The sequence below is a fragment of the Vreelandella titanicae BH1 genome (genome assembly GCF_000336575.1).
GTDB classification, from domain to species: Bacteria; Pseudomonadota; Gammaproteobacteria; order Pseudomonadales; family Halomonadaceae; genus Vreelandella; species Vreelandella titanicae.
The window spans coordinates 680,346-703,627 of sequence record NZ_AOPO01000001.1 but is presented as its reverse complement, the minus strand read 5'-3'; the positions used below and the strand labels follow the sequence as shown (position 1 = coordinate 703,627).

Genomic DNA, 23,282 nt, shown 5'->3' with positions numbered 1-23,282 from the left:
TAGTCTGTACAGGATTGAATGCGACAGAATTAATAGAAATTGCTGCGACAGGCTGCGTTTTATTTAATATTTGGTGCGACTGCTCATGCCACTGCCTACATCTGTTCGTAACATCGGCCCTACCCGTCGAAGCGTGTCTGGCTACTATGCCTTTCGCGGGGAGGAGTCTATTGCGTTCGAGTCGACGCTTGAACGTGATTTCCTCATCAAGGCTGACTTTGATGTAAGCGTCCTTGGTGTGATTTCCCAGCCGTGCGAGATTCCGTTTCATCATCCCGTGACCGGTAGGTGTTACACCTACACGCCTGATTATTTGGTTTATTACCGTCTCGGTAACCGTCATTACAGGGATTACCCCAAACCTCTCTTGGTGGAGGTCAAACCACGGGAAAAGTGGCAAGCACATTGGCGTGAATGGTCGCCTAAATGGAAGGCGGCGATGCGGCATGCTAGCAACGAGGGATGGTCTTTTAGCATTCATGATGAGAGCCGCATTCGTGATAAAACCCTGGACAACATCACTTTCTTGGCGCGTTACAAACGAATGGTGTTTCCCTCTGTTGAAAGCCAGGCAGTGCTCAACACGGTGAGGGAGATGGGGGTGGCGACCTTGGATTACCTGCTGTCTCGGCACTTCATGGGTGACATTTACCGGGCAGAGGGAATTGCGCATTTATGGCATCTGCTGGCGACCCGGCAGCTAGATTGCGATATGGCTCAATCCTTTAGCCCTCTATCAGAGGTGTGGGTACCCGATTATGAATAATCATCGTGACAACACAGCTGAACCCAGTAACGGCGTCGCCCAAACACGCCAACACTTGCAGATCACGGTGGGTGAGCAGGTTCAGAAAGATGACACCGTTTACCGAATTTCTCAGGTGCTCGATTTTGAGACGGTCATCGGCATCGCTGTTGAAACTGGGCGTAGTTGCCCGCTTCGCATCAGTGAATTAACGCCTTTTCATAACGGGCCTACCCCCCTTGAGCAGGATATGTCTGAGATTGGGGATGCCGATTGGCGGGAGGCTGAGCACCGCCTTTCCATCATTAAGCCCTTGGTGGATCGCCATACTATCGGTCGAGATGCAGCGGAAGAGCGTGCTAAACAAACCGGCGTGGATACGGCCACGATCTACCGTTGGCTGAAGCGATACAAGGCGACGGGTTCGGTGCTTGCATTAATTCCTCAAAAGCCAGGATGGAAGAAGGGTAAGTCACGTATCCCCGCGCATGCTGAGGCGGTAATTCAGGAAGTCATCAAAGACGTGTACCTGACGCTGCAGCGTCCCTCCGCGCAAAAAGCGGTACAGGAAGTGATGCGGCGTTGTCATGAACGGCGCATCGACCCGCCGAGCCCTGGTACCGTTCGTGCTCGTCTGCGGGATATCCCAGAGCGTGACCGGTTGCGTGGCCATGGCTTTAGAGACAAAGCCATTAACAAGTTTCAGCCGGCTGCCGGGAAATTCCCCAATGCGGACTATCCGCTAGCGGTCATGCAGATTGACCATACGCCTGCCGATATTATTTTGGTGGATGACGTGCATCGCAAGCCGATTGGTCGACCATGGATCACGTTGGCCATGGACGTGTGTACCCGTGTGGTCACGGGGTATTACTTATCGTTCGATCCACCCTCTGAAACATCCGTCGGCATGTGTGTGGCTCAATCAATGCTGCCTAAAGATGAATGGTTGCTGCTGCATAACGTGAAGGCAGAGTGGCCGGTATGGGGCACTCCTGCCACGATTCATGTCGATAACGGCCCAGATTTTCGCTCAGAGACGTTTCGGCGCTCATGCCTAGCCCATGGGATCAACCTTGAATTTCGGCCTGTTAAGCAGCCTCGTTACGGTGGCCACATCGAGCGGTTGCTGGGCTCTCTTCTCAAGGAGATCCATAACCTGCCTGGGACGACCTTCTCCTCCATCAAAGAGAAAGAGGGGTACGATCCAGAGAAGCACGCGGCCATGACGAAAAGCGAGTTTGAAGAGTGGCTGGTGACGTTGATTTGTAAGGTTTACCACCAGCGTCTTCATTCTGGAATTGGTATGTCACCGATGCGGAAATGGGAAATCGGTGTGTTTGGCAATGCTGACGTGCAGGGAGTGGGCTTAGCGCCACGGCCTGCTGATAGACTTTCTGTATTGCTCGATTTTTTGCCCAGCTTTCAGCGCACGATCCAGACCTTTGGTGTGACCATCGATGGCATGAACTATTACGATGAGGCGCTAAGGCCGTGGATCAATGCCAAAGATCCAGATACGCCAAACAAGAAACGCATCTTTGTGTTTCGGCGTGACCCTCGTGACATTAGCGTCATTTGGTTCAAAGACCCGGAGCTCGGGCACTATTTTCGCGTGCCCTTTGCAAATCTCGCCCTCCCCTCGATGAGTGTTTGGGAGCATGCCCAGGCCAAAGCGCGCCTTCGCCAGGAAGGCAGGAGCTCGGTCAATGAGTCTGAAATCCTACGCGCTATTAGTGAACTGCGAACCCATGTGGAAGAGTCGCAAGCACGTACCAAGCGAAGTCGCCGTCAGGCACAACGACGTAAAGAGCATGAGAAAAAGGTGACGCCTGCTGATCCCCTTTTACATGCACACTCAACCGCAGCTCCCAAAGAATCACCCACTCAGGGAGACGGTCTCTTATCGGGTGATATCGATGTGAACTGGGACATAGCATGAGCACACACCTTCATCCTGATCTTCGTCATGTCTTGGGGCTGTCCGCTAAAGAGCGAATGGAGTTTATGGATCAACCGCGATGGTTGGGGTATCCATTGGCTAATCGTGTCATTGAGGTCATGCGTGGGCTGATGGAGAAGCCTAGTCGCCCTCGTATGCCTAACCTTTTGCTCGTGGGTGACTCCAACAACGGAAAGACAACCATCGTTCAACGGTTTCGTAAACAGTACGGTGAGGGCTATGTGAATGAAGACGTAGAACCGGTGAAATCCGTGATCGTCACTCAAGCCCCACCGAGTGCCGATGAGAAAAGTCTGTATATCGCAGTGCTAGAGAGCTTTTGGGCTCCCTACCGTCCTACAGACCCGGTTCCCAAGCTGCGCTACCAGGTGATTCATCAACTGCGTGCTTGCCATACGCGGCTGCTGATCATTGATGAGTTCCACTCACTGTTAACCGGTGGAGCCGTCAAGCAGCGGGAAACGATGAATGCCATTAAGCTCTTATGCAATGAGTTGATGATTCCCATCGTTGGTGTGGGTACGCAGGATGCTGTGCGTGTGCTGCATTCAGATCCGCAGCATGCGAGTCGCTTTGATGTGGTTGCATTACCGAAGTGGGAGCTCAATCAGGAGTTTCAGAAGCTGCTTGCTGGCTTTGAGAAGATCCTACCGCTCAAACACCCTTCCCAACTGCATGAGCCACAATTAGCTACTCAGCTCCACGCGATTTCTGGCGGTAATTTGGGTGACCTGCACCGGCTGCTGATTGAGTGTGCAAATGCCGCTATTTTGTCTGGAGCTGAGCGCATCGATGAGAAAATTATTCAGAGTAAATCGTGGGTGCGGCCAACCCGTGGCATTAGGGAAGTGATGCTGTAATGCCGTGGGCGCTGAGTGTGCCTCTGTTGCCTGAGGAATCCCTTTCTTCATGGTTGGTACGGGCGGCGTTGAGACAGGGATGTGATCCTTTGTCGCTCACTGGGGCTATTTGGCCAACATGGCGTATATGGATAAGGGATATTGATAGGGAAATTCCCCTCGTCAGAATGCGCCCATTAGTCAATGCCTCGGGGATCTCTTACGCTGATTTTCAGAAGGCTGGGATGAGGGACGATTGTGAGAAAGTGGCTGGTTACTCATTACCGGAAACGCGGACTTGGCCCTGGTTGTTAGCACTCGGCAGCCGCAATCGAACCCGCTATGGAGGACAACAGGTATGCACGTTGTGCTTGGCAGAGGACTCAACCCCCTACTTGCGCCGACACTGGCGATTCGCTTGGCACATTGGGTGCCGCTTTCATGGGGTGCAGCTGATAGATGAGTGCCCAGCATGTAAGGCCCCGATAGAGCCCCATCGCCTGTCAGCGGAAGATCAACATTTAGCTCAGTGCAGCCGGTGTCATGACGATTTTAGGAAGGCGGTGTGCACGTCGTATTTACCTGAAGCGTTCAGTTTCCAAGTGATGGCGGATCGTGTTTTAAAATCGGATAACGTGACGTTTAGGCAGGCCTCTATCGCACCTGCCGATTGGTTTTCTATGGTGACCTTCTTTCTTAGCGTTGTACGGCGTGCAAGTCGGAGGCCTGCGTCACCCCTCGGCGATGCGCTTCTATCATTGGGCATTTCGGTTACGGATTGCCGAATGCCTGTGTCTGGGTTGGCGTTTGAGCTGCTGCCTGTCAACGAGCGTTGTGCTTTATTAGCGGCGGTGGAGCGTTTGCTAAGTATAGGCCTTGAAAAAACGTTTAGCGCTCTGGTCGATTGTAATGTCAAAACGAGTGCGCTTCATGATCCCCGAAAGTCACCCCCCGTTATGTTGTTGCCGTTGTTATCACGGTTATCTCATCACCCGCATGGGCCACATCGCCGCCGCGCTCAACCGGATCATCGCCCTACGTCGGAACGCGCAGTGAGAGCCTCATGGGCGCGTTTAAAACGGAGAATGAAAGCGGAGCCAACCTCTTGAAGCAACACAAAACGGTAGACTGCGATGAGTGTGGTCGAGAAGTCTCCAAATTGTGGCGACGCCATAAGGGGCATGGTTACTGCTCAACTTGCTATGCTCGGGTGTTTAAGCGGCGAATGTGCCCACGATGTGGTGAGTTAGCTCGTCTGCCTAAGAATGACCCAGAAGCCGTCTGTCGCCAGTGTGATGTCGACAAACCGTGCGCGCGATGTGGGAAAGCCAGTTCAGACTACAACATCGGCAAGGTCACTCCCTACGGCCCTGTTTGTAACGCCTGTGCTCCCTATTTTAGAGAATCAGAGCCTTGCGAGGCGTGTGGGAAGCCGTCTCAACGTCTTACCCGGGTGACTCGTATGGGAAATGACCATCGCTTATGTCCAAGCTGTGCGACGGCAGACCACGGTACCTGCTCTGCGTGTCGTCGACATCGCTTATTAGTGGTGGCATCTAGCGGTGATGCATTGTGCAAGGCCTGTTATGAACAAGGTGAGATTACCTGTCCATCTTGTGGTCATCCTATGCCAGCGGGGCGAGGCGATGTCTGTGAGCCCTGCTACTGGACGCGGACATGTCGTAAGCGGGTCACTATTGGCCAAGCTGGCATCAGTGCCAAAGCGTTAAGTGAGGCATTTGGGGAGTTTGGTGAATGGTTGATTCGCACCACGGGACCGCATAAAGCGGCACTAAAGATCAACACCTTCTTATTATTCTTCCTTGAGCTCGACCAGGCATGGTCACGCATACCAAGTTATCTGGAGCTGCTCCATCACTTTGGGGCTGAGGGGTTGCGGCGAGTGAGGCTCCCTATGCGCTGGTTGCATGAAGAGAAAGGGGTTGAGCCGGATCATCAGGCCAAGCGCATAAGCTCGGAGAAACGGCGTATTCAGGCGTACCTCAGTTCCATGCCGTCCGCTTCGTTATCAGAAAGTGTGCTGCAAACCTATTGGCAGCAATTAGAAGCACGTATTGAGGCGGGCAGAACGTCCCATACGTCCGCACGCTTTGCACTAAGCGCGGCAGCCGCATTGTTACTCAATACTGACCGAGAGGGACAGCGGCTACCTAATCAGGGCGATGTGGACAGTTACTTGAGTGCGGTGCCCGGACAAGCAGCCTCGGTGACGGGGTTTACCAATTTCTTAAATCGCCAACATGCCACCACACTGACCCCTAGGGTGGATGAGAAACGGGCAGGAAAACGGCGAAAAGAAAAGTTGGCTCGCACCATGATGCAAATGGCTAAGTCAGCTGATCAAGGGGAGGAGTGGAAGGAGCGATGGGTCGTCACTGCCATGGAATACTTTCATGACAAGAAAGTATCTAAAAAAGTACTCCGTCAGCAGGCCGTGGAGCATTCAGGGGACGGGGTTCGGGTTAGCATGGAGGGCGTGAGCTACTGGCTGCCTATTGTATAAGAGTAAAACGTTAGCTTTGCTGTTTGTCGTTAGGTGCGCTATGGGGGCCGCCCCGGCCTTTTTGGCCGGAGCGGTTCAGTTAAGGGGATCAAAGCATACCTTTCAGCTCCCCGTAGTCTCCCCCAACACGCAAGACCACGGTCACGTCGTTGTCATTGCGGTTACGGAAGAACCAGCCGTGGTTGCCGGTGAAAGCAGCTTCCAGCTCTCCCTCATCTTCGGGTACGCCACGCCCCTTCTCGTAGCTGATGGAGTTCCCATTGCCATCGCCGTGAGTGTCAAAATTAAGTGGCCCGCCGTCGGACGCCCAAGCGAATGTCGCGACAGCACCTTCTTCCATCGTTAGCTTATACTCGGTACCTTCACCCGGGGTGAGTGTGAATGTCACCTCATCACCCCATGCCGCAGTTTCTTCAGTTGCCTGGGAAGGTGTCTCCTCAGCGGCAGGAGCGTCAGCAAGCGCTACGTTTGCTTCAGTCTGCACCATCTCTTGACCTTCTGGTAACGAAGCGGCTACCTGCTCCGTCTCTACGTCTGAAGTTGGCACAGCAGTAGCGGTTGCGGTCGAAGGTTGGCTATCACTAGCAGCCTCTTGAGGTGCAGTGGCTTGAGCAGTTTGTTGGGCGCTGGCTTGATCGTTAGCCTGATCGAGTTCGGCTTCTTCGGCTAACTGGGTCTTGATTTCTCCCATCTCAGTCAGCCCCAGCAAGCGCCCAGCGCCGGTGGGGTCAATGGCATACTCAGCAGGTAACACAACCGTGATCAGTAAAGCGACGGCAATAACCGCTGCTATTAGCGTAGAGCGAAGTAACTGACCCGTTGATGGTAGTTCGGCACGGGTTGGAAGATCAGTGTTATACATCAGGGACTCCTTCAATTAGGCGATGAAATAGCCGGTCAGTTGATAACCCACCAGCATAAAACCAGCACACATCATGGCGACGTTGGCGGTATACGCATGGCGTAAGAAGCCAGTAGTGCGTCGCCAGAAGCCCATTACGATGAGAATAGCGCTCAATGCCAGTAGCTGGCCGATCTCTACGCCTATATTGAATGCCAGAAGGTTAGGGACGAGGCCATCGGGAGCGATATCGTACTCAATGATCTTGCTCGACAGGCCAAAGCCATGAAACAGACCGAACACCGATGTGGCTACCTTGGTGTTGGGCTGAAAGCCGAACCAGCGCTGATACGCACCGATGTTATCGAGCGCCTTGTAAACAACGGAGAGCCCGATGATGGCATCGATGAGGTAGCTATTGATGCCGATATTGAAGTACACCCCTAGTAGCATGGTCGTCGAGTGACCGATGGCAAAGAGGCTGACGTAAATAGCGATATGCTGCATTCGGTAGAGGAAAAAGATGACCCCTAGCAAAAACAGAATGTGGTCATACCCCGTTACCATGTGCTTGGCACCGAGATACATAAACGAGATCAGATGAACGCCATAGATCTCTTGGATGTAGCCCTTGTCACCTTCGGCCACCGCGTGAGCAAGCGCCTCGCCACTGGCGCCCAGTAGCATTAACAGCAGGGTTAGAAAGGCTAAGGCGTGGCGTCGGGCCATTATAGGCAAGCCGAGCGCACCCCTTACTTGGGATGGAAACATGCAACCTCCACGGGTCTGTCATTAGTCTTGGCCATCCGATGGATGGCCCCAGTCATCAAGCAACGACTGGCCGTGGAGGCCGCTCCAAGCGGTAGACACGACGCAGGGGAATACCGCGCCGTTCGCCCAGCCGCAGGGCATGACGGACGTTCGGCGCGATGGCAATGCTCGCCCCCAACCGGTCCGCTTGTTCGTGGAAGTGACTGCCGCTCTCATGAGAGAGGTGACGACCGTCATCGTGTTCATGCCCATGGGTATGCCCATGGGCCTTCTGAACACTCTCATGGTGAGATGACTCAACGCCGACCATGCTCATTGCGCCATGCGCATTCGCTTCGCCCACACTGGTAAGCAATAGGCTAGGCAAAAACAGCAGTAGCAGGGTCAGATAGCCAAGGCGGTGGCGCAGCCGATTGAGCATTTAAAGCAACCAGGACAAAAATTGACGATAAAAAAAGTAAATAACAGTTTGCTTACGCCGTAGCGCCGCGTAGCAACAATAGTTTATCATCCCTTCCAGGGGGATAGGAATAGAATAAGGGAAAGAAAATGACAATACATACACACCAGTCACATCCCGATATCATCAAGCGCTTGAACCGGGCTCGGGGACACCTTTCGAGCGTGACGCAGATGATAGAGGACGGTCGCCAGTGTCTGGACATTGCTCAGCAGCTTCATGCGGTTGAGAAAGCTATTCAACAGGCCAAACGTGCCTTGGTTTTAGATCATATCGATCACTGCCTAGAGAATGCCTTGGATTCTCAGGATCAAACGCAGCGGGCGCGGGCTGAAGAGTTCAAGGCCATTGCCCGCTACCTGTAAATACATCTAAGCCCCCTCACTTGAGGAACGCTCTATGCTCGATGTACTCGCCCATCGCGTCTATCGCCATCTCTTTTTCGCTCAGGTCATTGCACTGATTGGCACCGGTTTGACCACCGTTGCCCTAGCGTTACTGGCTCATGATCTTGCTGGGGGGCAGGCGGGTGTCGTACTAGGCACAGCGCTGGCAATTAAGATGGTCGCCTACGTGGGCATTGCGCCACTGGTGGGTGCTTACGCCTCACGCCTACCTCGACGCACGTTGTTGGTTAGCCTCGACTTGCTGCGAGCAGCCGTGGTTTGCGCACTGCCTTTCGTTACAGAAGTGTGGCAAATCTATGTGCTGATCTTTCTACTCAATGCTTGCTCAGCAGGCTTCACGCCCGTTTTCCAGGCGACAATACCAGACATCCTAGAAGACGAAGAGCAATACACGCGAGCATTATCCCTGTCACGCCTTGCCTACGATTTAGAGAATCTTCTTAGCCCGATGGCGGCAGCAGCATTACTGATGGTGATGAGCTTTGATGTCCTGTTTGTACTCAACGCTCTGGCGTTCGTGATCTCTGCCTCCCTGGTTATATCGGTGATGTTACCTGAGTCACAACCGCTAGAAGAAATTCCCGGCGTTTGGCGTCGCGTTTCTCACGGCATACGGATTTATCTAAAAACACCTCGCTTGCGCGGTCTGTTGGCGTTGAACTTGGCGGTCTCTGCCGCCGGAGCGATGCAGATCGTCAATACGGTAGTGCTTGTGCGCTCTATGTTGGGGCTTGGCGAGAAAGAAGTAGCTTTGGCCTTTGCTGCCGCAGGAGGGGGTTCCATGCTGGTGGCCTTACTGCTACCTAAGGTACTGGATCGACTGCCTGAACGACCAGTCATGCTGTTGGGTGGCATTATCATGGCGCTCAGTCTCTACTTGGGCTGGCTAGGCCCATCGTTTGCGGGGCTGGTCGGGCTATGGTGGCTATTGGGTGCAGGCGCGTCGATGGTCATGACCCCTACCGGACGCTTGCTCAAGCGTTCGTGCCAGCCGGAGGATCGTCCAGCGCTATTTGCTGCCCAATTCTCGTTGTCACACTGTTGCTGGTTGATCACCTATCCGTTGGCAGGGTGGTTAGGGCTGAATATGGGAATGACCGGAACGTTCGCAATGCTCGGAACCGTGGCTTTAACGGCGACGGGGCTTGCTGCGTTTGCTTGGCCTCGTAGAGATCCAATAGAGATTGCGCATGAGCACTCGCCTATACGTCATAGCCATCTTCACTATCACGACGAGCACCATCAACACGAGCATGAAGGATGGGAGGGGCCTGAACCTCATAGCCATCCCCACTATCATCTCAGAAATGTGCATCGGCACATGTTTGTCATTGATAACCACCATACACGATGGCCTTCGTGACACATTTCAGGCTGATAAGTGAATAGATGCCTGTTAGGTTAAATCACCACGGGTGATGCCTACTTTACTGAAGGCATTCATCACAGAAGCTTCGCAGGGAACGTTTTCATTTTTGGCTTTAGGGTGCTTGAACGTATCGGCGAATCCTGGGCAGTGACGAACGAGTTTTTGAACGACACCTTCAACGTGCCGCACGTTAGACAGCACTTGGCGCAACCAGTGTTCAAAGCTGCCTTGGTGATCCAGCGTAAATACCAAACCTTTGTAGGACGGAGGTTTTGACCCTTCCTCCCTACCGCCATTTCTGGGTTTAGGCGGGCGGCGTTGGAGTTCCATGAGATAAAGCGCTTGATCTAACACATGCACCTTGATGACGAGTACCCCGCGAGGAACCTTGGTCTGAGTGTCCATATAGACCCAATTGGCCACGGACGTTTCTACATCATCGTCTATGCCTAAGGGTTCGAGGCTAATTAACCGAGGGTCAGGGGAAGTGCTGAAGCCATCTTCAAAGGTAAACCAGCTAACGCTATGAATCGCTGTAGGATAGGCTGATTTTAAATAGAGAAGCGCATTCCACATATCACGTAGAAAGCCCTGCGACTCCAGTGTAATGGGGGCGTGAATAGACGCTTGTCCCACTCCCTTCCCTGACCCATAGGGCTCTCCAGTGGAGAAAATCGTTTCGTCACCAGGAACGGGGACGCCTCGTGTATCGGGCACGTTTTTTCGGGTATATCGTTTATCCAAGACGACGCGAGGCTTACCTAAAATAACGAATTCGTCCTCAGTAAGGTCTAGCCAAGAAGAGCCATGGTCTGGCTCTTCATCATCCGTCAGGTCAATGACATCGGGGATGTTTGGAAGCTGATGATAGGGAAATTGAGTGGGAGCATCATCGCCATCGGTGGCTGGTACTGTCGTTGACTTCTCTCTTTCGCGATGGATCGTGGCACCGTCAGGCTGAGTACAGCCTAATATCTGCAACCCTAGAAATGTCTTGCCACCATCAATCGGAACGCCAGAAACAGAGAGTTCCCCGCTTCCCTGGAACCAAGGCGTGACCTCAAAAAGTATCCTATCTTCGGGGAAGCGGGCTTCAATCTGTGAATAAATTTTTCTGGCGGCCTGTTCAGCATAGGGGTCGTACAGCATATGCGCGAGCAAAATGGCATCGTGTTTATGAACACGATACGTAAATTTGACAGGCCATGTACCTGGGGATGCAGGCGCATTAAGCGGTCGATAAAGACGTTCTTTGACCGCCTCCCAGGGGTAAGTGGCGAGCACCCGCTTGATTTCAGAGGATCGACCGTAAACGCGAGTAAAAAATTCTGTGCAAGGGATGAGCAAGTGTTTGCCATCTGGAAGGTCAAATTCGATCAGATAAGATCTTTGCTCTCTGTTCAGTGGCAAATAGTATTCATCATGAAAGGAGGTATAGAGGCTGCGCCCTGCTTTGCGTAAGTCATCTAGAGAGACTATCCGCCAGCCGCCTGGAGAAAATGAAACGGGGAATGTTCTCTCATCAAACGCGATGCGAGAGTTGCTCACCCCCTTTTCCCAGACAGAACCGATCCTCAATAGTCCGACATGTGTTAAGACCGTCGTTCGCTCAATCACATTCCCTAAATTGTTATTCTTATCAATGGGTCTGAAAAATACATAAATTTTAGGGACGCTTTCTGAGCGGGTATTTTTTTCGATAGGCCCATACCACCAAACGACCAAGCGTTCAGCTTCGTCTTTGAGAGTGCCGTCTGAAAAGCTAAAGGTTCTGCATTGTTTGAGTGAAACCGTCACAAGGGCGCGCTCTATGTAAACTCAACATAGAGATTGTCGCAGTAATTATTGTTTAGTCGCAACAATTGTTGAAAATGACAGCCGCCACCTACCAGGGCGGCGCCGCTGGCACTGTGATGGGGCTGTCGAAATGGCCTTCTTCCCCAGTCCGCTTCCAGCGGTAACCCGCAAACCGAGCGCACAGCAGCGACTGCCAGAGCATCCTCCTCAGAGAGCGGCGGCAGAATGCCCGGCAGGCGGCTGGCCAGCATGGTTTTGCCGGTGCCAGGAGGGCCTGCAAACAACAGGTTATGCCCCCCGGCCGCCGCGACTTCCAGCGCACGGCGAGCCTGCTGTTGGCCGCGCACATCGGCAAGGTCATCCACCGGGGCGGTGGTTTTCACCGAAGCGCTGAGCTTGTGCGGGGGTATCTTCTCTTGAGCGAGTAAGTGCGCCACTACCTGCCAGAGAGTATCGGCAGGCAGCACCGGCAAATCGCCTGCCAGGGCGGCTTCATCGGCGCAGTCGCGGGGAATGATCAGTGCTTTTTTCGCCCGCCGGGTGGCCAGGGCAAAGGGCAGTATGCCCGGCACCGCGCGCAGCTTGCCATCCAGGGCCAGCTCACCAGCGCACTCCATACCTTCCAGCGCTTCCACGGGAATTTGCCCGGAGGCGGCGAGGATACCTAGGGCAATGGGCAGATCAAAACGGCCACCCTCCTTAGGTAGATCGGCGGGGGCGAGGTTTAAGGTAATACGGCGGGTATTGGGAAAATCAAAGCCTGCATTAACCAGTGCACTGCGCACCCGTTCGCGGCTCTCTTTTACCGCCGTTTCCGGCAAGCCCACTAGCGTTAGGCCCGGCAAGCCGTTGGCCAGATGTACCTCAACATGCACCGCCGGTGCATCTAAACCTACGCCTGCGCGCGTGGCTACGATGGCAAGCGTCATCGCCTTTCCTCTGCTGTTGTTACTCACGACAATGTAAGCTAAAGCTACATTACCTTAAGTATTTAACCTATCGTAATTAAGAACGCTTTGGTAGCTTCACGTTCTTCTACTCATTGCCCTGATGGCTAACCGATGGCGCAGCCTCTAGCGCCGTAGTCAGCTTCCGGGCAAAGCGCTGGGCGGAGGGCAGCGCGCCGAAGCTCCATACCGGCGGCAGGTGAATTATCCTGTCGTGCCTGACGCTGGGGAGCTGCTGCCACAGGCCGCTTTTTGCAAGCTTCTCTTCGGCTCCGGCGGGCAGCGGGTCGATGATTACCATCGTTACTTCTGGGTAGCGCGCCAGCGCTTCAATCCCTACCAGCGCAAATCCCCAGGCATTTGTGGATTGATCCCAGGCATTGGGGAGGTCGAGCTGCTCCAGAACGGCGTTGTACAAGCTGTTTTCCCCAAACACCCGCACGTGGCGGGCATCCATAAACTGCACCATCAGTAGCGGTGCGATTTCTGACTGTGAGAGGGGCCGGGATTCGCGCAGCGTGGCCATCAATGTTTGGGTGTCTTCAATAAGCTGCTCGGCCTGGGGCTGGCGCTCGGTTAACTCGCCTAGCTGACGGGTCAGGGTTTGCATTTCCTGCCAGGTATCGGTGCCGGGGGAGTAGAGCGAGAATGAAGTGACCGGGGCGATGCGCTCCAGGCGCGGTGTCAAACCGGCAAACATGGGCGAGATCAGCGTTTGCTCTGGCGGCACTTGGGCCAGTAGTTCCATGTTGGGCTGGGTGCGCAGGCCCATATCGGTGGCACTATCGGGAATACGTGGCTCGCCTACCCAGGCATGGTAGTCACTCTGCTGGGCGACGCTGCTAACCGGCGCATCAATCGCCAGCAAGGTTTCGGCAATCGTCCAGTCCACCGTGGCCCACTGCGCCTGGGCAGTAGAAACGCTCAGCATACAAACAGCGAACAGCCCGCAGCGCGCGAGCAATGAGAACAGGTTGGTGTGGCACATGGTGGTGAGAGGCCATCCAGAAAATAAGAGCTGTATTTAAACGATAATATTTATTGTTTGCAAACCTGCATTCAAGAAAAAAAGCCCAGGCACAGTGGCCTGGGCAGGTTAGGTTACAATAAGTTAATAATGCTTAGACAAGGGCTTGAGCCGTCGCCTAGCACGAGCGTTTAGAAACGGTAGTGAACACTGGCGGTGACGCCGCGCTCGGCACCGAAGTAGCAGTACTCCAGGGAGTTGCAGGAGGCCACGTACTCTTTATCCAATAAATTGTTCACGTTTAAACGTGTTTCGACCCCTTCTACGCCGAGTTGGCTGAGGTCGTAGCCAATGGTGGCATCCACCAGAGTGTAGTCGGGCACGGTTTCGGTATTGGCCCGGTCAGCGGCGATATCGGCGTAGTGACGCACGCCGACACCCATATCCACGCCGTTCAGCCAGCCGTCGTTGGCCTGGTAGTGGCCCCATAGCTGCACTTGGTGCCGTGGGGAGTAAATCGCGTTGTTGCCCTGGTTGCCATCATCGCTTTTGGCGTAGGTGATGTCGGTGAAGCTATAGCCTGCCTGAAGCGAGAGGGTATCCGTTAGCTGGGTTTGCGCTTCCAGCTCCAACCCTTGGGATTCGATCTCCCCTACGGCTCGGTATGGGTCGGTGGGCTGCTCTTTGGTGGCGACGTTCTCCTGACCGATATGGAACAGCGCCGCGCTGTATTGGTTTTGGCTACCGTTAGGCTGGTATTTAACGCCGGTTTCCCACTGTTCGCCTTCCATGGGCTGGAGCAGATCGCCACTCTCATCCACGAAACTGGTGGGGGTGAAGGCGGTAGAGTAGCTCAGGTAGGGCGCTACGCCGTTATCGAACAGGTAGACCACCCCGGCGCGGCCACTGAACTGGGTGTCGCTAAGGGAACTGGTATCACCGCTATCGCGGTTGGCATTGTCGATATTGACCCAGTCGTAGCGGCCACCCAGGGTGAAGCGCCAGTTAACGAGGGCTATCTGGTCTTGCAGGTAAACCCCGGTCTGGTCGATCTCATGGCGTTCGCGCACCGGGGCGTAAAACTCGATGGGGTCGCTGCCATAAACCGGGTCAAACGCATTGAGCGGCGGGAAATACCCAGTGGGCCATGACACGTCGTTTTCCCGCTGCTGGTAATCCACTCCAAACAGCAGCGTGTGATCCATAAAGCCGCTGCTGAGTGTGGCTTCAAGCTGGTTATCGAGTGTCCAGGCTTCCAGAGATTCATTGCTGCCGGAGTAGTAGCGGGTGAGCTCGTCAGAGGTCGGTGACGTCCAACCATAGCCATAGACTTGATTGAGCACTACGTCGGAATTGAGATAGCGCATCAATTGGCGGCCGGTCACCTGGTCGTTGAAGCGGTGTTCCAGGGCGTAGCCGAACATGCGTTGGGTTCGCTCGTAGGTGTCGTAATCCTTTTCACCATCAAAGAAGTTGTTGCTGATCTTGTGGCCATTATGGGCGACCACGGCCCCCTCATAGGGTACGCCGGAGTGGTAGCCGCCTTCGGGTTCATCCTGTAGGTAGGCTTCTACGGTGAGGCTGGTGTCATCGGTGATATCCCAGGTGAGCCGGGGCGCAATGGCGTAGCGCTGCTCTTCTGCCGGGCCAAACTGGGTATCCGCGGCGCTGGCAATCCCGGTTAGGCGAAAGGCCACCCGCTGCTCTTCGCCAATCGGCCCGGTGAGGTCAAAAGCGGCGCTGCGCTGGTTATGATTACCCACTCGAAAACGCAGCTCACCGCCCTGTTCAAATTCCGGCCGCTTGCTGTTCAGGGCGACCACCCCGCCAGGGGAAGCGCGTCCATAGAGTACCGAGGCGGGCCCGCGCACCACTTCAATGCTTTCCAGAAACCATGGGTCAATGCGCATACTGCTATGGGAGTTGGCATCCCCCATTACTTTCAGGCCATCCAGGAAGGTATTGCTCAAGCTGCCGTCAGAAAAACCGCGCAGTACCAGGTAGTCGAAGCGATTGGAGGCGCCTACCTGATTGCTGTAAACACCTGGCGTGTAGTCGGTGGCGCGCTGCACGGTACTTACGCCGCGGTTATCCATCTGTTCGCGGGTGATCGTGGAAACGCTCTGGGGTATTTCGATCGTCGGCGTTTCCACTTTGGTGGCAGCCTGCTGGGCAGTCACCGTGACGGTGGCTAACTCGGTGCTTTCTTGAGCGTATACCGGGGAAACAGCCAGTGCCGAGAGAACGGCGACGCTAAGCGGAGAGCGTAGAAAACGGTGATGGGGGATGAGCATGGAGGCACCTGCAATAAGCATCAATTAACCAATGTGTTAATGAGAATTATTGCGCTTAATGGCTACTGAAAGGTATGCGCAATGACAAAGGGAGTATGCGTACTGCCAAAAAACGTCCAACAGAGGAACTTAGCGCTCCAAAAACAACCCTGCGGCTTTAATGGCGATGGTGTACTTCATGGGGCGCAATGCCAAAAGCGCGCTTAAAGGCGGTGGCAAAATTGGTGGCGTGGCGGTAGCCACAGGCGTGAGCGGTTTGCTGCACGCTATAACCTTTGCGTAAGTACGCTTGAGCTTGGGTCAGGCGACAACGTCGTAGGTAGTCGAATATCGAGCAGCCGTAACAGCGGTGAAACTTGGTGCGTAGGCTGCTCGGGCTCATCGCGGCATTGCGGGCCAACTGCTCAAGCCGATAATCCTGGTTGGGGGAGTGTTCGAGCTGCTGACGCAAGTGCTCCAGGCGCTGGTGGTCGCGCTGGGTTAAACCCGGTGGCAGGCTGACTGCCTTTTCTTCGTCGCTGGACTCAAGGGAGGCGGCAGGCAGCCCATGAGCTAACAACTGGAGCGCGAGCCCCTGCCATAGCAGGCGCTGCCGCTCTACTGACCAGTTCGAAGCCAGTGCTGCCTCCAGACTATGGATAAGGAACTGCGGCACCTGCCAAGTATGCAGTACGGGCGCTGCCGGAGGGGCAACATTGATAGGCGAACAGCTAATGGGCGAGAAAGAGAGAGGCTCTGTGCAAGCCAGAATCGATACGTTGAGAATGCGCAATCGTTGTGGCGCGGGCTGGAAGACCTCAAGCCCGGTCTGCTCGTTGAAATGGGCACTGAAGGCGTCGCCGGCCTGCAACTGAAACGACTGGTGCCCTAGGCCGACTTGGATATGGCCCTCGAGTATCACGCTGAGAAACCACGGCGCGGCACGCCGGGAAGTGGAGGCGTAAGCGTGCAGGACATCAAGATCAGAGTGTGTCACCCGCAGCGTGGGGTCTACCTCAACGTCCATCACCCGCCCATGGGCAACACAAGGCGCTGGCTGGGAGCGGTCAGGCGCTTCGGGAAAGCGGTAGTCGATCCCGAAGCGCTGACCAATAGCCAGCAGGTCATGGGTGGTTAGTGGTACGCAAGATGACGTTATTGAGCCGAGTGTAGCCATCCCCGTTACCTCACCCTTGAGCGGTTGTCAGCGAGTAGCGAACCAGCACTCAGTACTCCATCGACCAGTTCAGGGTGTAAGTACGCCCGCGGCCCTGGTAGTCGTAGAGGTACTCTGGGCCGTAGTAGGGCGAATAGAACATGGCGGCTCGCTGACCCCAGACGGTGGAGTACTGATCATCCAGCAGGTTCTGCACTCCCAGGCTTAAGGTGCCAAAATCGGTTTCCTGGCTGAGCGATAAGTCGAGGGTGGTATTGCCATCGATCTCGCGGTCGGCATCGTCTTTCAGGTCGAAGTTGTGGTTGGCCTGCAAGCGAGCCGAACGTACATAGTCCGTCCAGCCAATAAAGGCAGTGGCGGAAGAGAGCGATGCATAGCGGGCGTCACGCTTCTCCCACTCCCCTTGGTCGTTCTCCTGCTCGGAACGCACCAGGTGCAGGGTGCCCCCTGCCTCCAGGCCATTATCAAAGTAACGGGTCACGGCGCTTTCCAGGCCGAAGTCGCGTTTCTTCTCATCGACGACGCTGACGCTTAAATCCTCGGCGTTCTCTACCGCTTTGTCCGACCAGGCGTAGTAAAGCGCTGTTTGGGTCGTCCAGTTGCCACCCTGGTAGCGCCAGCCTAGCTCTATCTGATCCGTCTCGATGGCAGATAACGGGTTGTTATCGACACTTACGTCGGGGCTCTTGCCGTAATATTTGGCAGGATCTGGCAGTTCGAAGCCCTGGCTAAACTGCAGCCAGTTCTGGTGACCGTTGCCGTAGTCGTAGAGGGCGCTGGCATTGAAGAGCGTTGCTTCATAGTCATTCTCGCCGCCAGGAATCCCCTGGAATTCATCCACCTCGACGTCCATATGCTGCTGCCGCAACCCTGCGGAGAGCTTGAGCGCCTGGGTGGCCTGCCAGTCGCCCTGGAGGAAGCCTGAAAGCCCGTCCACTTGATAACCGGGGTAGCGAGGCTCAACCCCCGATGCCTGCTGAACCAGGCCGCCGGAAGCATCCGATATGTCGGTATCGAACAGCATCTGGCTGGCATCGAAGGTTTCACGATCCAGATCGAGGCCGTAGGTTAGCGAAACGTCATCACCCAGGCGCGATTCAAACAGCGCTTTGATGCCGCTTAAATCGGTGTTTTGTTGCGAGGCGCGAAATTGCAGGCCGTCGGCGACTGGGTAGGGAAATGCCTGGAAGCTGGACTCCTCCTCCCGGTGGAATGCCTGCAGGTAGAAGTTTTGCCCCCACAGGTTGGCGTGGTGATAGTTGACGTTGACGAGCTTACGGTCGGTTTCCGGATCGCGCTGTGAACGGTAGCCATCGCGAATTTCGGCATCGTTCAAGTTGGGCGTGGCAGCGTCGAGGTTGGGAAAGTAAACACCCCGGTCACCTTCATAGCCTGAACGGTACAGCTGGGCACCCAGTTCCAGACTCTGTTCATCGGTCAAGCGGAAAGAGAGGTTGCCCAATACATCAATGCTGCGATTATCCTGTAGGTCGGTCTGGGCGATATCGGGAAAGATTTCCTGGCCGCTGCCGTCATAGTGGCGGCCGTTGTCGCCAATGGCGGTACCCAGATAGCCTTGAACCCGCTCGTTACCACCGCTGATGGATTGTGCGAGGCGTCGATCTATGTCATCGCTGTTGTTGAAGCCGGTGGTGATGCCTGCTTCAGTACGCCAGTTCAGGCCTTCTTCACCTTTGCGGGTAATGATATTGATCAAGCCCCCCGTAGCACCGCCGCCATACAGGCTGCTGGCGCCGGAAAGCACTTCCACGCGCTCAATATTGAAGGGATCGATGGCATCGAACTGTCGGGAAAGCCCACGGGAACTGTTCAGCGATACGCCGTCGATGAGCACCTGCACGCCCCGGCCTCGCATGTTTTGCCCATAATTGGTGCGCCCTTGAGGCGCCAGATCCAACCCCGGTACCAGATGCCCCAATGCTGTCTTTAGGTCTGCACCATTGCGGGTCTGCTGTTGCAGCATCTCTTTGTCAATTACCCATACAGCACCGGGAATTTGACTGATCTGACTAGGAGTGCGCGATCCAACGACCACCATGGACTCGTCGGCGCTAGACGCAGTATTTTGGGCGAAAACGCCATTGGAGAAGCTCAGTAACAGGCCGGTGCCAACAAGCCCAGATATTGAAACAGACGACGGCGAAAAGAAAGGCTTTGCAAAAGGCAGCTTTGCAACAGATAGGTTTGATAGTGACAGGGCGTGCATAGTGAACAATCCGCAGACGGTAAGAAAATCAAAGGCGGAGAGTATCACCACGAAAAACAAAGTCAACGATAGTGATTCGTATTTATTTTGCGGTGCGCGCAGCAATAGGCCATTTCCCTATTGCTGCTAATGAAGCTTGAACGTTAAGCGGGTTTATTCTTCTCGTCTTCTGCATCTGATTCCGGCGCATGCTGCTCTGGAACTGGTGGGGCTTCAGCTTCGAGCGGCGTGGACGTCGTTGGCGCGGAGGCATCAACGGCTGCTTCAAGGTTAGCGACTTGGCGCTCTAACGCCTCTACCCGCGAACGGGTGCGCTGCAGTACATCCATTAAAATGTCGAAATCTTCCCGTGAGACAAGCTCCAGGCGGTCGAAGGCGCCACGCACGACTTGCTGCACGCCCTTTTGAATATCTTCTGGCGCCTGGGAGGCGTTTTGTAAACGGTCACCAATCTGCTGGGCCAAGCGGCTAATACGGTCTTGAGGCGCCATCGTTCTCTCCTAGATAAACCTGCTTTAAATATTGCTTACCGGTAAGGATACGCAACAGTTGGCGAATTCGCATGTATCGCGTGCTTTTACTGCTTAACCCAGGGTGTGCATCGAAATAGAGCAGGCTACTTTTGCTTACGCTCTTTTTTGGTGCAATAGCGGTGGTGTGAGAATGGGTTTGCTCAGATTTAGCTCTGAGCTGCACTTTTGATGACGGCTAATTGGCTGACTTATAAGCAAAAAAAGTCAGCTGGCACAGTATGCGCATTATCGGTTCAGGTGCTTATTCTGGCGGCTGTGCCGCTACCAATCTAGCAGGACTTATCCAGCAGGGGAGATCCGGGATGAAACTCATCACCGCTATCATCAAGCCATTTAAGCTCGACGACGTTCGTGAGGCATTGGCCGACAACGGCGTTCAGGGCATTACGGTCACTGAAGTTAAAGGTTTTGGCCGTCAGAAAGGGCATACCGAGTTGTATCGTGGCGCGGAGTACGTCGTCGACTTTCTACCCAAGGTAAAAGTGGAAGTGGCCGTAGACGACGCCCGTTTGGAGAGCGTATTGGATGCAATCTGTAGTGCGGCTAACAGCGGCAAGATCGGTGACGGCAAGGTGTTTGTGACACCGCTTGAAGACGTTATTCGGATTCGGACAGGCGAGCGCGGTGCAGACGCCGTTTAACGCTGCTTTTTCGGATCATTTCTATAGTTCAACGGGGAACTTACAATGAATGAGTTGACTGATCTGAGCTACGCGCTCGATACGTTCTACTTTCTAATTTGCGGTGTGCTCGTCATGTGGATGGCGGCAGGCTTCTCCATGTTAGAGGCGGGCTTAGTACGCTCCAAAAACACCGCTGAGATCCTGACCAAGAATATCGCGCTGTTTGCCATTGCCTGCACCATGTATCTGCTGGTGGGCTACTACATCATGTACTCCAGTAGCGCTGGCGGCTTCCTGCCCAATCTGGGCTTCTTGATTGGCGCTGAAAACAGTGTGGATGCGGTTACCGCAGGCGGCGATGACGCGCCCTACTACTCCATGCGTTCTGACTTCTTCTTCCAAGTCGTGTTCGTGGCAACCGCCATGTCAATTGTGTCGGGTGCCGTCGCTGAGCGTATGAAACTGTGGGCATTCCTGGCCTTTGCTGTGGTAATGACCGCGTTTATCTATCCGGTGTCTGGCTACTGGACTTGGGGTGGCGGCTGGTTGTCTGAAGTGGGCTACTCTGACTATGCGGGTTCCGGCATTGTGCACCTTGCCGGTGCGGCGGCTGCGTTAGCGGGTGTGATCGTGCTAGGCCCACGTAAAGGTAAATACGGTAAAGACGGTTCTATCCACGCTATTCCCGGTGCCAACATGCCGCTGGCAACGCTGGGTACCTTCATTCTGTGGATGGGCTGGTTCGGTTTCAATGGCGGTTCCGAGCTTAAACTTGCGGCTGTCGATTCTGCTAACAACGTGGCTCAGGTGTTTGTAAACACTAATGCAGCAGCGGCGGGTGGTGTGATTGCGGCACTGATCTTGGCCAAACTGTGGTTCCGCAAAGCTGACCTGACCATGGCATTGAACGGTGCCCTGGCTGGCCTAGTGGCTATCACCGCTGATCCGCTCTCTCCGACCGCACTGAGCGCTACCATTATCGGCGCAATTGGCGGCATCATCGTGGTCGCAGCCATCGTCACCCTCGATAAAGTGAAGCTGGATGATCCGGTCGGCGCGATCTCGGTTCACGGTGTTGTCGGTATCTGGGGCGTGCTGGCAGTGCCGCTGAACAATGACGGCGCATCATTCGGTGCCCAGATCATCGGTATCGTAGGTATCTTCGCTTGGGTATTCCTGGCCAGCCTGGTGGTATGGCTCATCCTGAAAGCCATCATGGGCATCCGGGTTAGCGAAGAAGAAGAGTATGAAGGCGTGGATATCGCTGAGTGCGGTCTCGAAGCCTATCCCGAATTTGGCATTAAGAAATAAACAGCGGTATTAAGAAATAAACAGTGGCATTAAGAAATAACTTAATGCTGACCTAGTGAGCTGGCGTGCTCCTTCTAGCCTCCCCTTAGTGGGAGGCTTTTTTATTCTCTGCCGATAGCGGTGTATGCTGGTAGTTAGCGGTTAACGGCTGCGATATTCGCAGCCGTTCAACCCGACCCCATCATGGCCACCCAGTTAGAGGATATGGTAATGAAATTGATCACAGCGATTATCAAGCCGTTTAAGCTCGACGATGTACGCGAGTCGCTCTCCGATATCGGCGTTCAGGGTATTACGGTGACGGAAGTGAAGGGCTTTGGGCGCCAGAAAGGGCATACCGAGCTGTATCGTGGTGCTGAGTATGTGGTGGACTTCCTGCCCAAGGTGAAGCTGGAAGTCGCCGTGGACGACGACATGGTCGAGCAGGTGATTGATGCCATCACCCAGGTGGCGAACACAGGTAAAATCGGCGACGGCAAAATCTTTGTGATGCCGCTGGAGCAGGTGATTCGTATCCGTACTGGCGAAACGGGCAAAGACGCGGTTTAACGGTGAAGGGTAAGGTGTGAATGGTAAGTAGTGCCGAGTAGACAAAGCCCCTGTGGATGCTCTCCCCAGGGGCTTTACTCATAAGGCGATGGTGACAATTTTCTATTCACCCTTCACCCTTCACCCTTCACACAACGATTACTTCTCGACAAACGCACGCTCGATGACGTAGTCGCCCGGCTCGCCCATGCGCGGCGAGATATTCAGACCCAGCTCGTCAAGTAGCGCGCTGGTATCGTCCAGCATGGCGGGGCTGCCGCAGATCATCGCGCGATCCTGGCGCGGATCAATGGGCGGCAGGCCGGTGTCTTCAAACAGCTTGCCCGTACGGATATGGTCGGTTAGGCGCCCCATGGTGTGGAACTCCTCCCGAGTAACGGTGGGGTAGTAGACCAGCTTTTCAGCGATGTCTTCACCCAGGTATTCATGGGCTGGCAGCTCTTTGGTGATAAAGTCGGCGTAGGCCAATTCAGAAACTTCCCGCACACCGTGAACCAGCACTACCTTCTCGAAGCGCTCGTACACTTCAGGATCCTGGATCAGGCTCATAAACGGCGCCAAGCCGGTACCGGTGGAGAGCATGTAGAGGTTGCGGCCCGGCAGTAGGTCATCGCATACCAGCGTGCCGGTGGGCTTGCGGCTAACCATGATCTGATCGCCTACTTTCAGGTGCTGAAGGCGTGAAGTGAGCGGGCCGTCGGGTACTTTAATGCTGAAGAACTCAAGGTGGTCTTCGTAGTTGGGGCTGGCAATGGAGTAAGCGCGCATCAGCGGCTTGCCGTTCACTTCCAAACCAATCATCACGAACTGACCGGTTTTGAAACGCAGGCTGCGCTCGCGGGTGGTGCGGAAGCTGAACAGGGTATCGTTCCAGTGATGGACGCTAAGCACTTCTTCCAGAGCAAACTTACTCATGCCGTTTTCTCCATTAGTCGATGCTGGCGCTAGTCCGCATCGGT

At 54.7% G+C, this 23,282-nt stretch carries 20 protein-coding genes and 1 pseudogene; 10 read left to right on the top strand and 11 right to left on the bottom strand.

Annotated features, from left to right (window positions below; translation table 11 throughout):
• Positions 1–85: 85 nt before the first annotated feature.
• The 5 genes from HALTITAN_RS02995 to HALTITAN_RS02980 all read left to right on the top strand — a co-directional run bounded on the left by HALTITAN_RS02995 (position 86) and on the right by HALTITAN_RS02980 (position 6,071).
• Positions 86–766 carry a heteromeric transposase endonuclease subunit TnsA gene (locus tag HALTITAN_RS02995; RefSeq protein WP_039857643.1) on the top strand — a complete coding sequence of 227 codons (681 nt, stop codon included), beginning with the start codon at positions 86–88 and terminating at the stop codon, positions 764–766.
• Complete coding sequence (locus tag HALTITAN_RS02990; protein ID WP_039857641.1) at positions 759–2,687, top strand: Mu transposase C-terminal domain-containing protein; 1,929 nt, start codon at positions 759–761, stop codon at positions 2,685–2,687. Before HALTITAN_RS02995 ends, HALTITAN_RS02990 begins: the two co-directional genes overlap by 8 nt.
• A complete protein-coding gene (locus HALTITAN_RS02985; RefSeq protein ID WP_009286198.1) occupies positions 2,684–3,568 on the top strand; it encodes a TniB family NTP-binding protein in 885 nt (294 codons plus the stop codon). Before HALTITAN_RS02990 ends, HALTITAN_RS02985 begins: the two co-directional genes overlap by 4 nt.
• Positions 3,568–4,656, top strand: a complete 1,089-nt coding sequence (locus tag HALTITAN_RS26295) for a TniQ family protein (protein ID WP_083868672.1) — start codon at positions 3,568–3,570, stop codon at positions 4,654–4,656. Before HALTITAN_RS02985 ends, HALTITAN_RS26295 begins: the two co-directional genes overlap by 1 nt.
• Before the next feature lie 353 nt (positions 4,657–5,009).
• Positions 5,010–6,071, top strand: a complete 1,062-nt coding sequence (locus HALTITAN_RS02980) for a hypothetical protein (protein ID WP_236614920.1) — start codon at positions 5,010–5,012, stop codon at positions 6,069–6,071.
• Positions 6,072–6,159: 88 nt separating this feature from the next.
• Here HALTITAN_RS02980 and HALTITAN_RS02975 read toward each other — a convergent pair whose 3' ends face one another.
• The 3 genes from HALTITAN_RS02975 to HALTITAN_RS02965 are packed head-to-tail and all read right to left on the bottom strand — an operon-like array spanning position 6,160 to position 8,104.
• Positions 6,160–6,933 (bottom strand): hypothetical protein, encoded by a 774-nt coding sequence (locus tag HALTITAN_RS02975; RefSeq protein ID WP_039857635.1) that lies wholly within the window; start codon positions 6,931–6,933, stop codon positions 6,160–6,162.
• Positions 6,934–6,948: 15 nt separating this feature from the next.
• Entirely contained in the window at positions 6,949–7,683 is a 735-nt protein-coding gene (locus HALTITAN_RS02970) for a HupE/UreJ family protein (RefSeq protein WP_009286196.1), read from the bottom strand.
• 55 nt (positions 7,684–7,738) lie between these two features.
• A complete protein-coding gene (locus HALTITAN_RS02965) occupies positions 7,739–8,104 on the bottom strand; it encodes a hypothetical protein (protein ID WP_039857633.1) in 366 nt (121 codons plus the stop codon).
• Between the two features lie 128 nt (positions 8,105–8,232).
• Between HALTITAN_RS02965 and HALTITAN_RS02960 the strand changes: the two genes are divergently transcribed.
• A complete protein-coding gene (locus tag HALTITAN_RS02960; protein ID WP_051051813.1) occupies positions 8,233–8,508 on the top strand; it encodes a metal-sensing transcriptional repressor in 276 nt (91 codons plus the stop codon).
• A 34-nt stretch (positions 8,509–8,542) separates the two neighbouring features.
• Positions 8,543–9,913, top strand: a complete 1,371-nt coding sequence (locus tag HALTITAN_RS02955; RefSeq protein WP_009286195.1) for an MFS transporter — start codon at positions 8,543–8,545, stop codon at positions 9,911–9,913.
• Between the two features lie 33 nt (positions 9,914–9,946).
• On the opposite strand, the gene HALTITAN_RS25185 is transcribed toward HALTITAN_RS02955, so the two are convergent.
• From HALTITAN_RS25185 to HALTITAN_RS02915, 7 genes and pseudogenes are all read right to left on the bottom strand, one after another.
• Positions 9,947–11,716, bottom strand: coding sequence for a hypothetical protein (locus HALTITAN_RS25185; protein WP_009286194.1), 1,770 nt, complete (start codon positions 11,714–11,716; stop codon positions 9,947–9,949).
• A gap of 80 nt (positions 11,717–11,796) precedes the next feature.
• A pseudogene (locus HALTITAN_RS02940) lies at positions 11,797–12,645 on the bottom strand (YifB family Mg chelatase-like AAA ATPase); the annotation flags it as partial.
• A 106-nt stretch (positions 12,646–12,751) separates the two neighbouring features.
• Positions 12,752–13,651 carry an ABC transporter substrate-binding protein gene (locus tag HALTITAN_RS02935; RefSeq protein WP_009286192.1) on the bottom strand — a complete coding sequence of 300 codons (900 nt, stop codon included), beginning with the start codon at positions 13,649–13,651 and terminating at the stop codon, positions 12,752–12,754.
• 170 nt (positions 13,652–13,821) lie between these two features.
• Complete coding sequence (locus HALTITAN_RS02930; RefSeq protein ID WP_039857626.1) at positions 13,822–15,924, bottom strand: TonB-dependent siderophore receptor; 2,103 nt, start codon at positions 15,922–15,924, stop codon at positions 13,822–13,824.
• A 157-nt stretch (positions 15,925–16,081) separates the two neighbouring features.
• Positions 16,082–17,080, bottom strand: coding sequence for a helix-turn-helix transcriptional regulator (locus tag HALTITAN_RS02925; protein WP_051051811.1), 999 nt, complete (start codon positions 17,078–17,080; stop codon positions 16,082–16,084).
• Between the two features lie 49 nt (positions 17,081–17,129).
• Positions 17,130–19,139, bottom strand: a complete 2,010-nt coding sequence (locus tag HALTITAN_RS02920) for a TonB-dependent receptor (RefSeq protein ID WP_230805313.1) — start codon at positions 19,137–19,139, stop codon at positions 17,130–17,132.
• Between the two features lie 311 nt (positions 19,140–19,450).
• Entirely contained in the window at positions 19,451–19,798 is a 348-nt protein-coding gene (locus tag HALTITAN_RS02915) for an accessory factor UbiK family protein (RefSeq protein ID WP_022521302.1), read from the bottom strand.
• A gap of 344 nt (positions 19,799–20,142) precedes the next feature.
• Between HALTITAN_RS02915 and HALTITAN_RS02910 the strand changes: the two genes are divergently transcribed.
• From HALTITAN_RS02910 to glnK, 3 genes are all read left to right on the top strand, one after another.
• On the top strand, positions 20,143–20,481 hold the full coding sequence (locus HALTITAN_RS02910; protein WP_007112359.1) for a P-II family nitrogen regulator: 339 nt from the start codon (positions 20,143–20,145) through the stop codon (positions 20,479–20,481).
• A 45-nt stretch (positions 20,482–20,526) separates the two neighbouring features.
• Positions 20,527–21,774 carry an ammonium transporter gene (locus HALTITAN_RS02905; protein WP_009286189.1) on the top strand — a complete coding sequence of 416 codons (1,248 nt, stop codon included), beginning with the start codon at positions 20,527–20,529 and terminating at the stop codon, positions 21,772–21,774.
• Positions 21,775–21,984: 210 nt separating this feature from the next.
• The gene (glnK, locus tag HALTITAN_RS02900; RefSeq protein ID WP_027957942.1) at positions 21,985–22,323 is read left to right on the top strand and encodes a P-II family nitrogen regulator; all 339 of its coding nucleotides are present in this window, start codon (positions 21,985–21,987) and stop codon (positions 22,321–22,323) included.
• 138 nt (positions 22,324–22,461) lie between these two features.
• Here the strand turns inward: glnK and HALTITAN_RS02895 are convergent, their stop codons facing one another.
• Positions 22,462–23,238: a ferredoxin--NADP reductase gene (locus HALTITAN_RS02895; RefSeq protein WP_007112363.1), complete on the bottom strand. Its 777-nt coding sequence runs from the start codon at positions 23,236–23,238 to the stop codon at positions 22,462–22,464.
• Positions 23,239–23,282 lie beyond the last annotated feature (44 nt).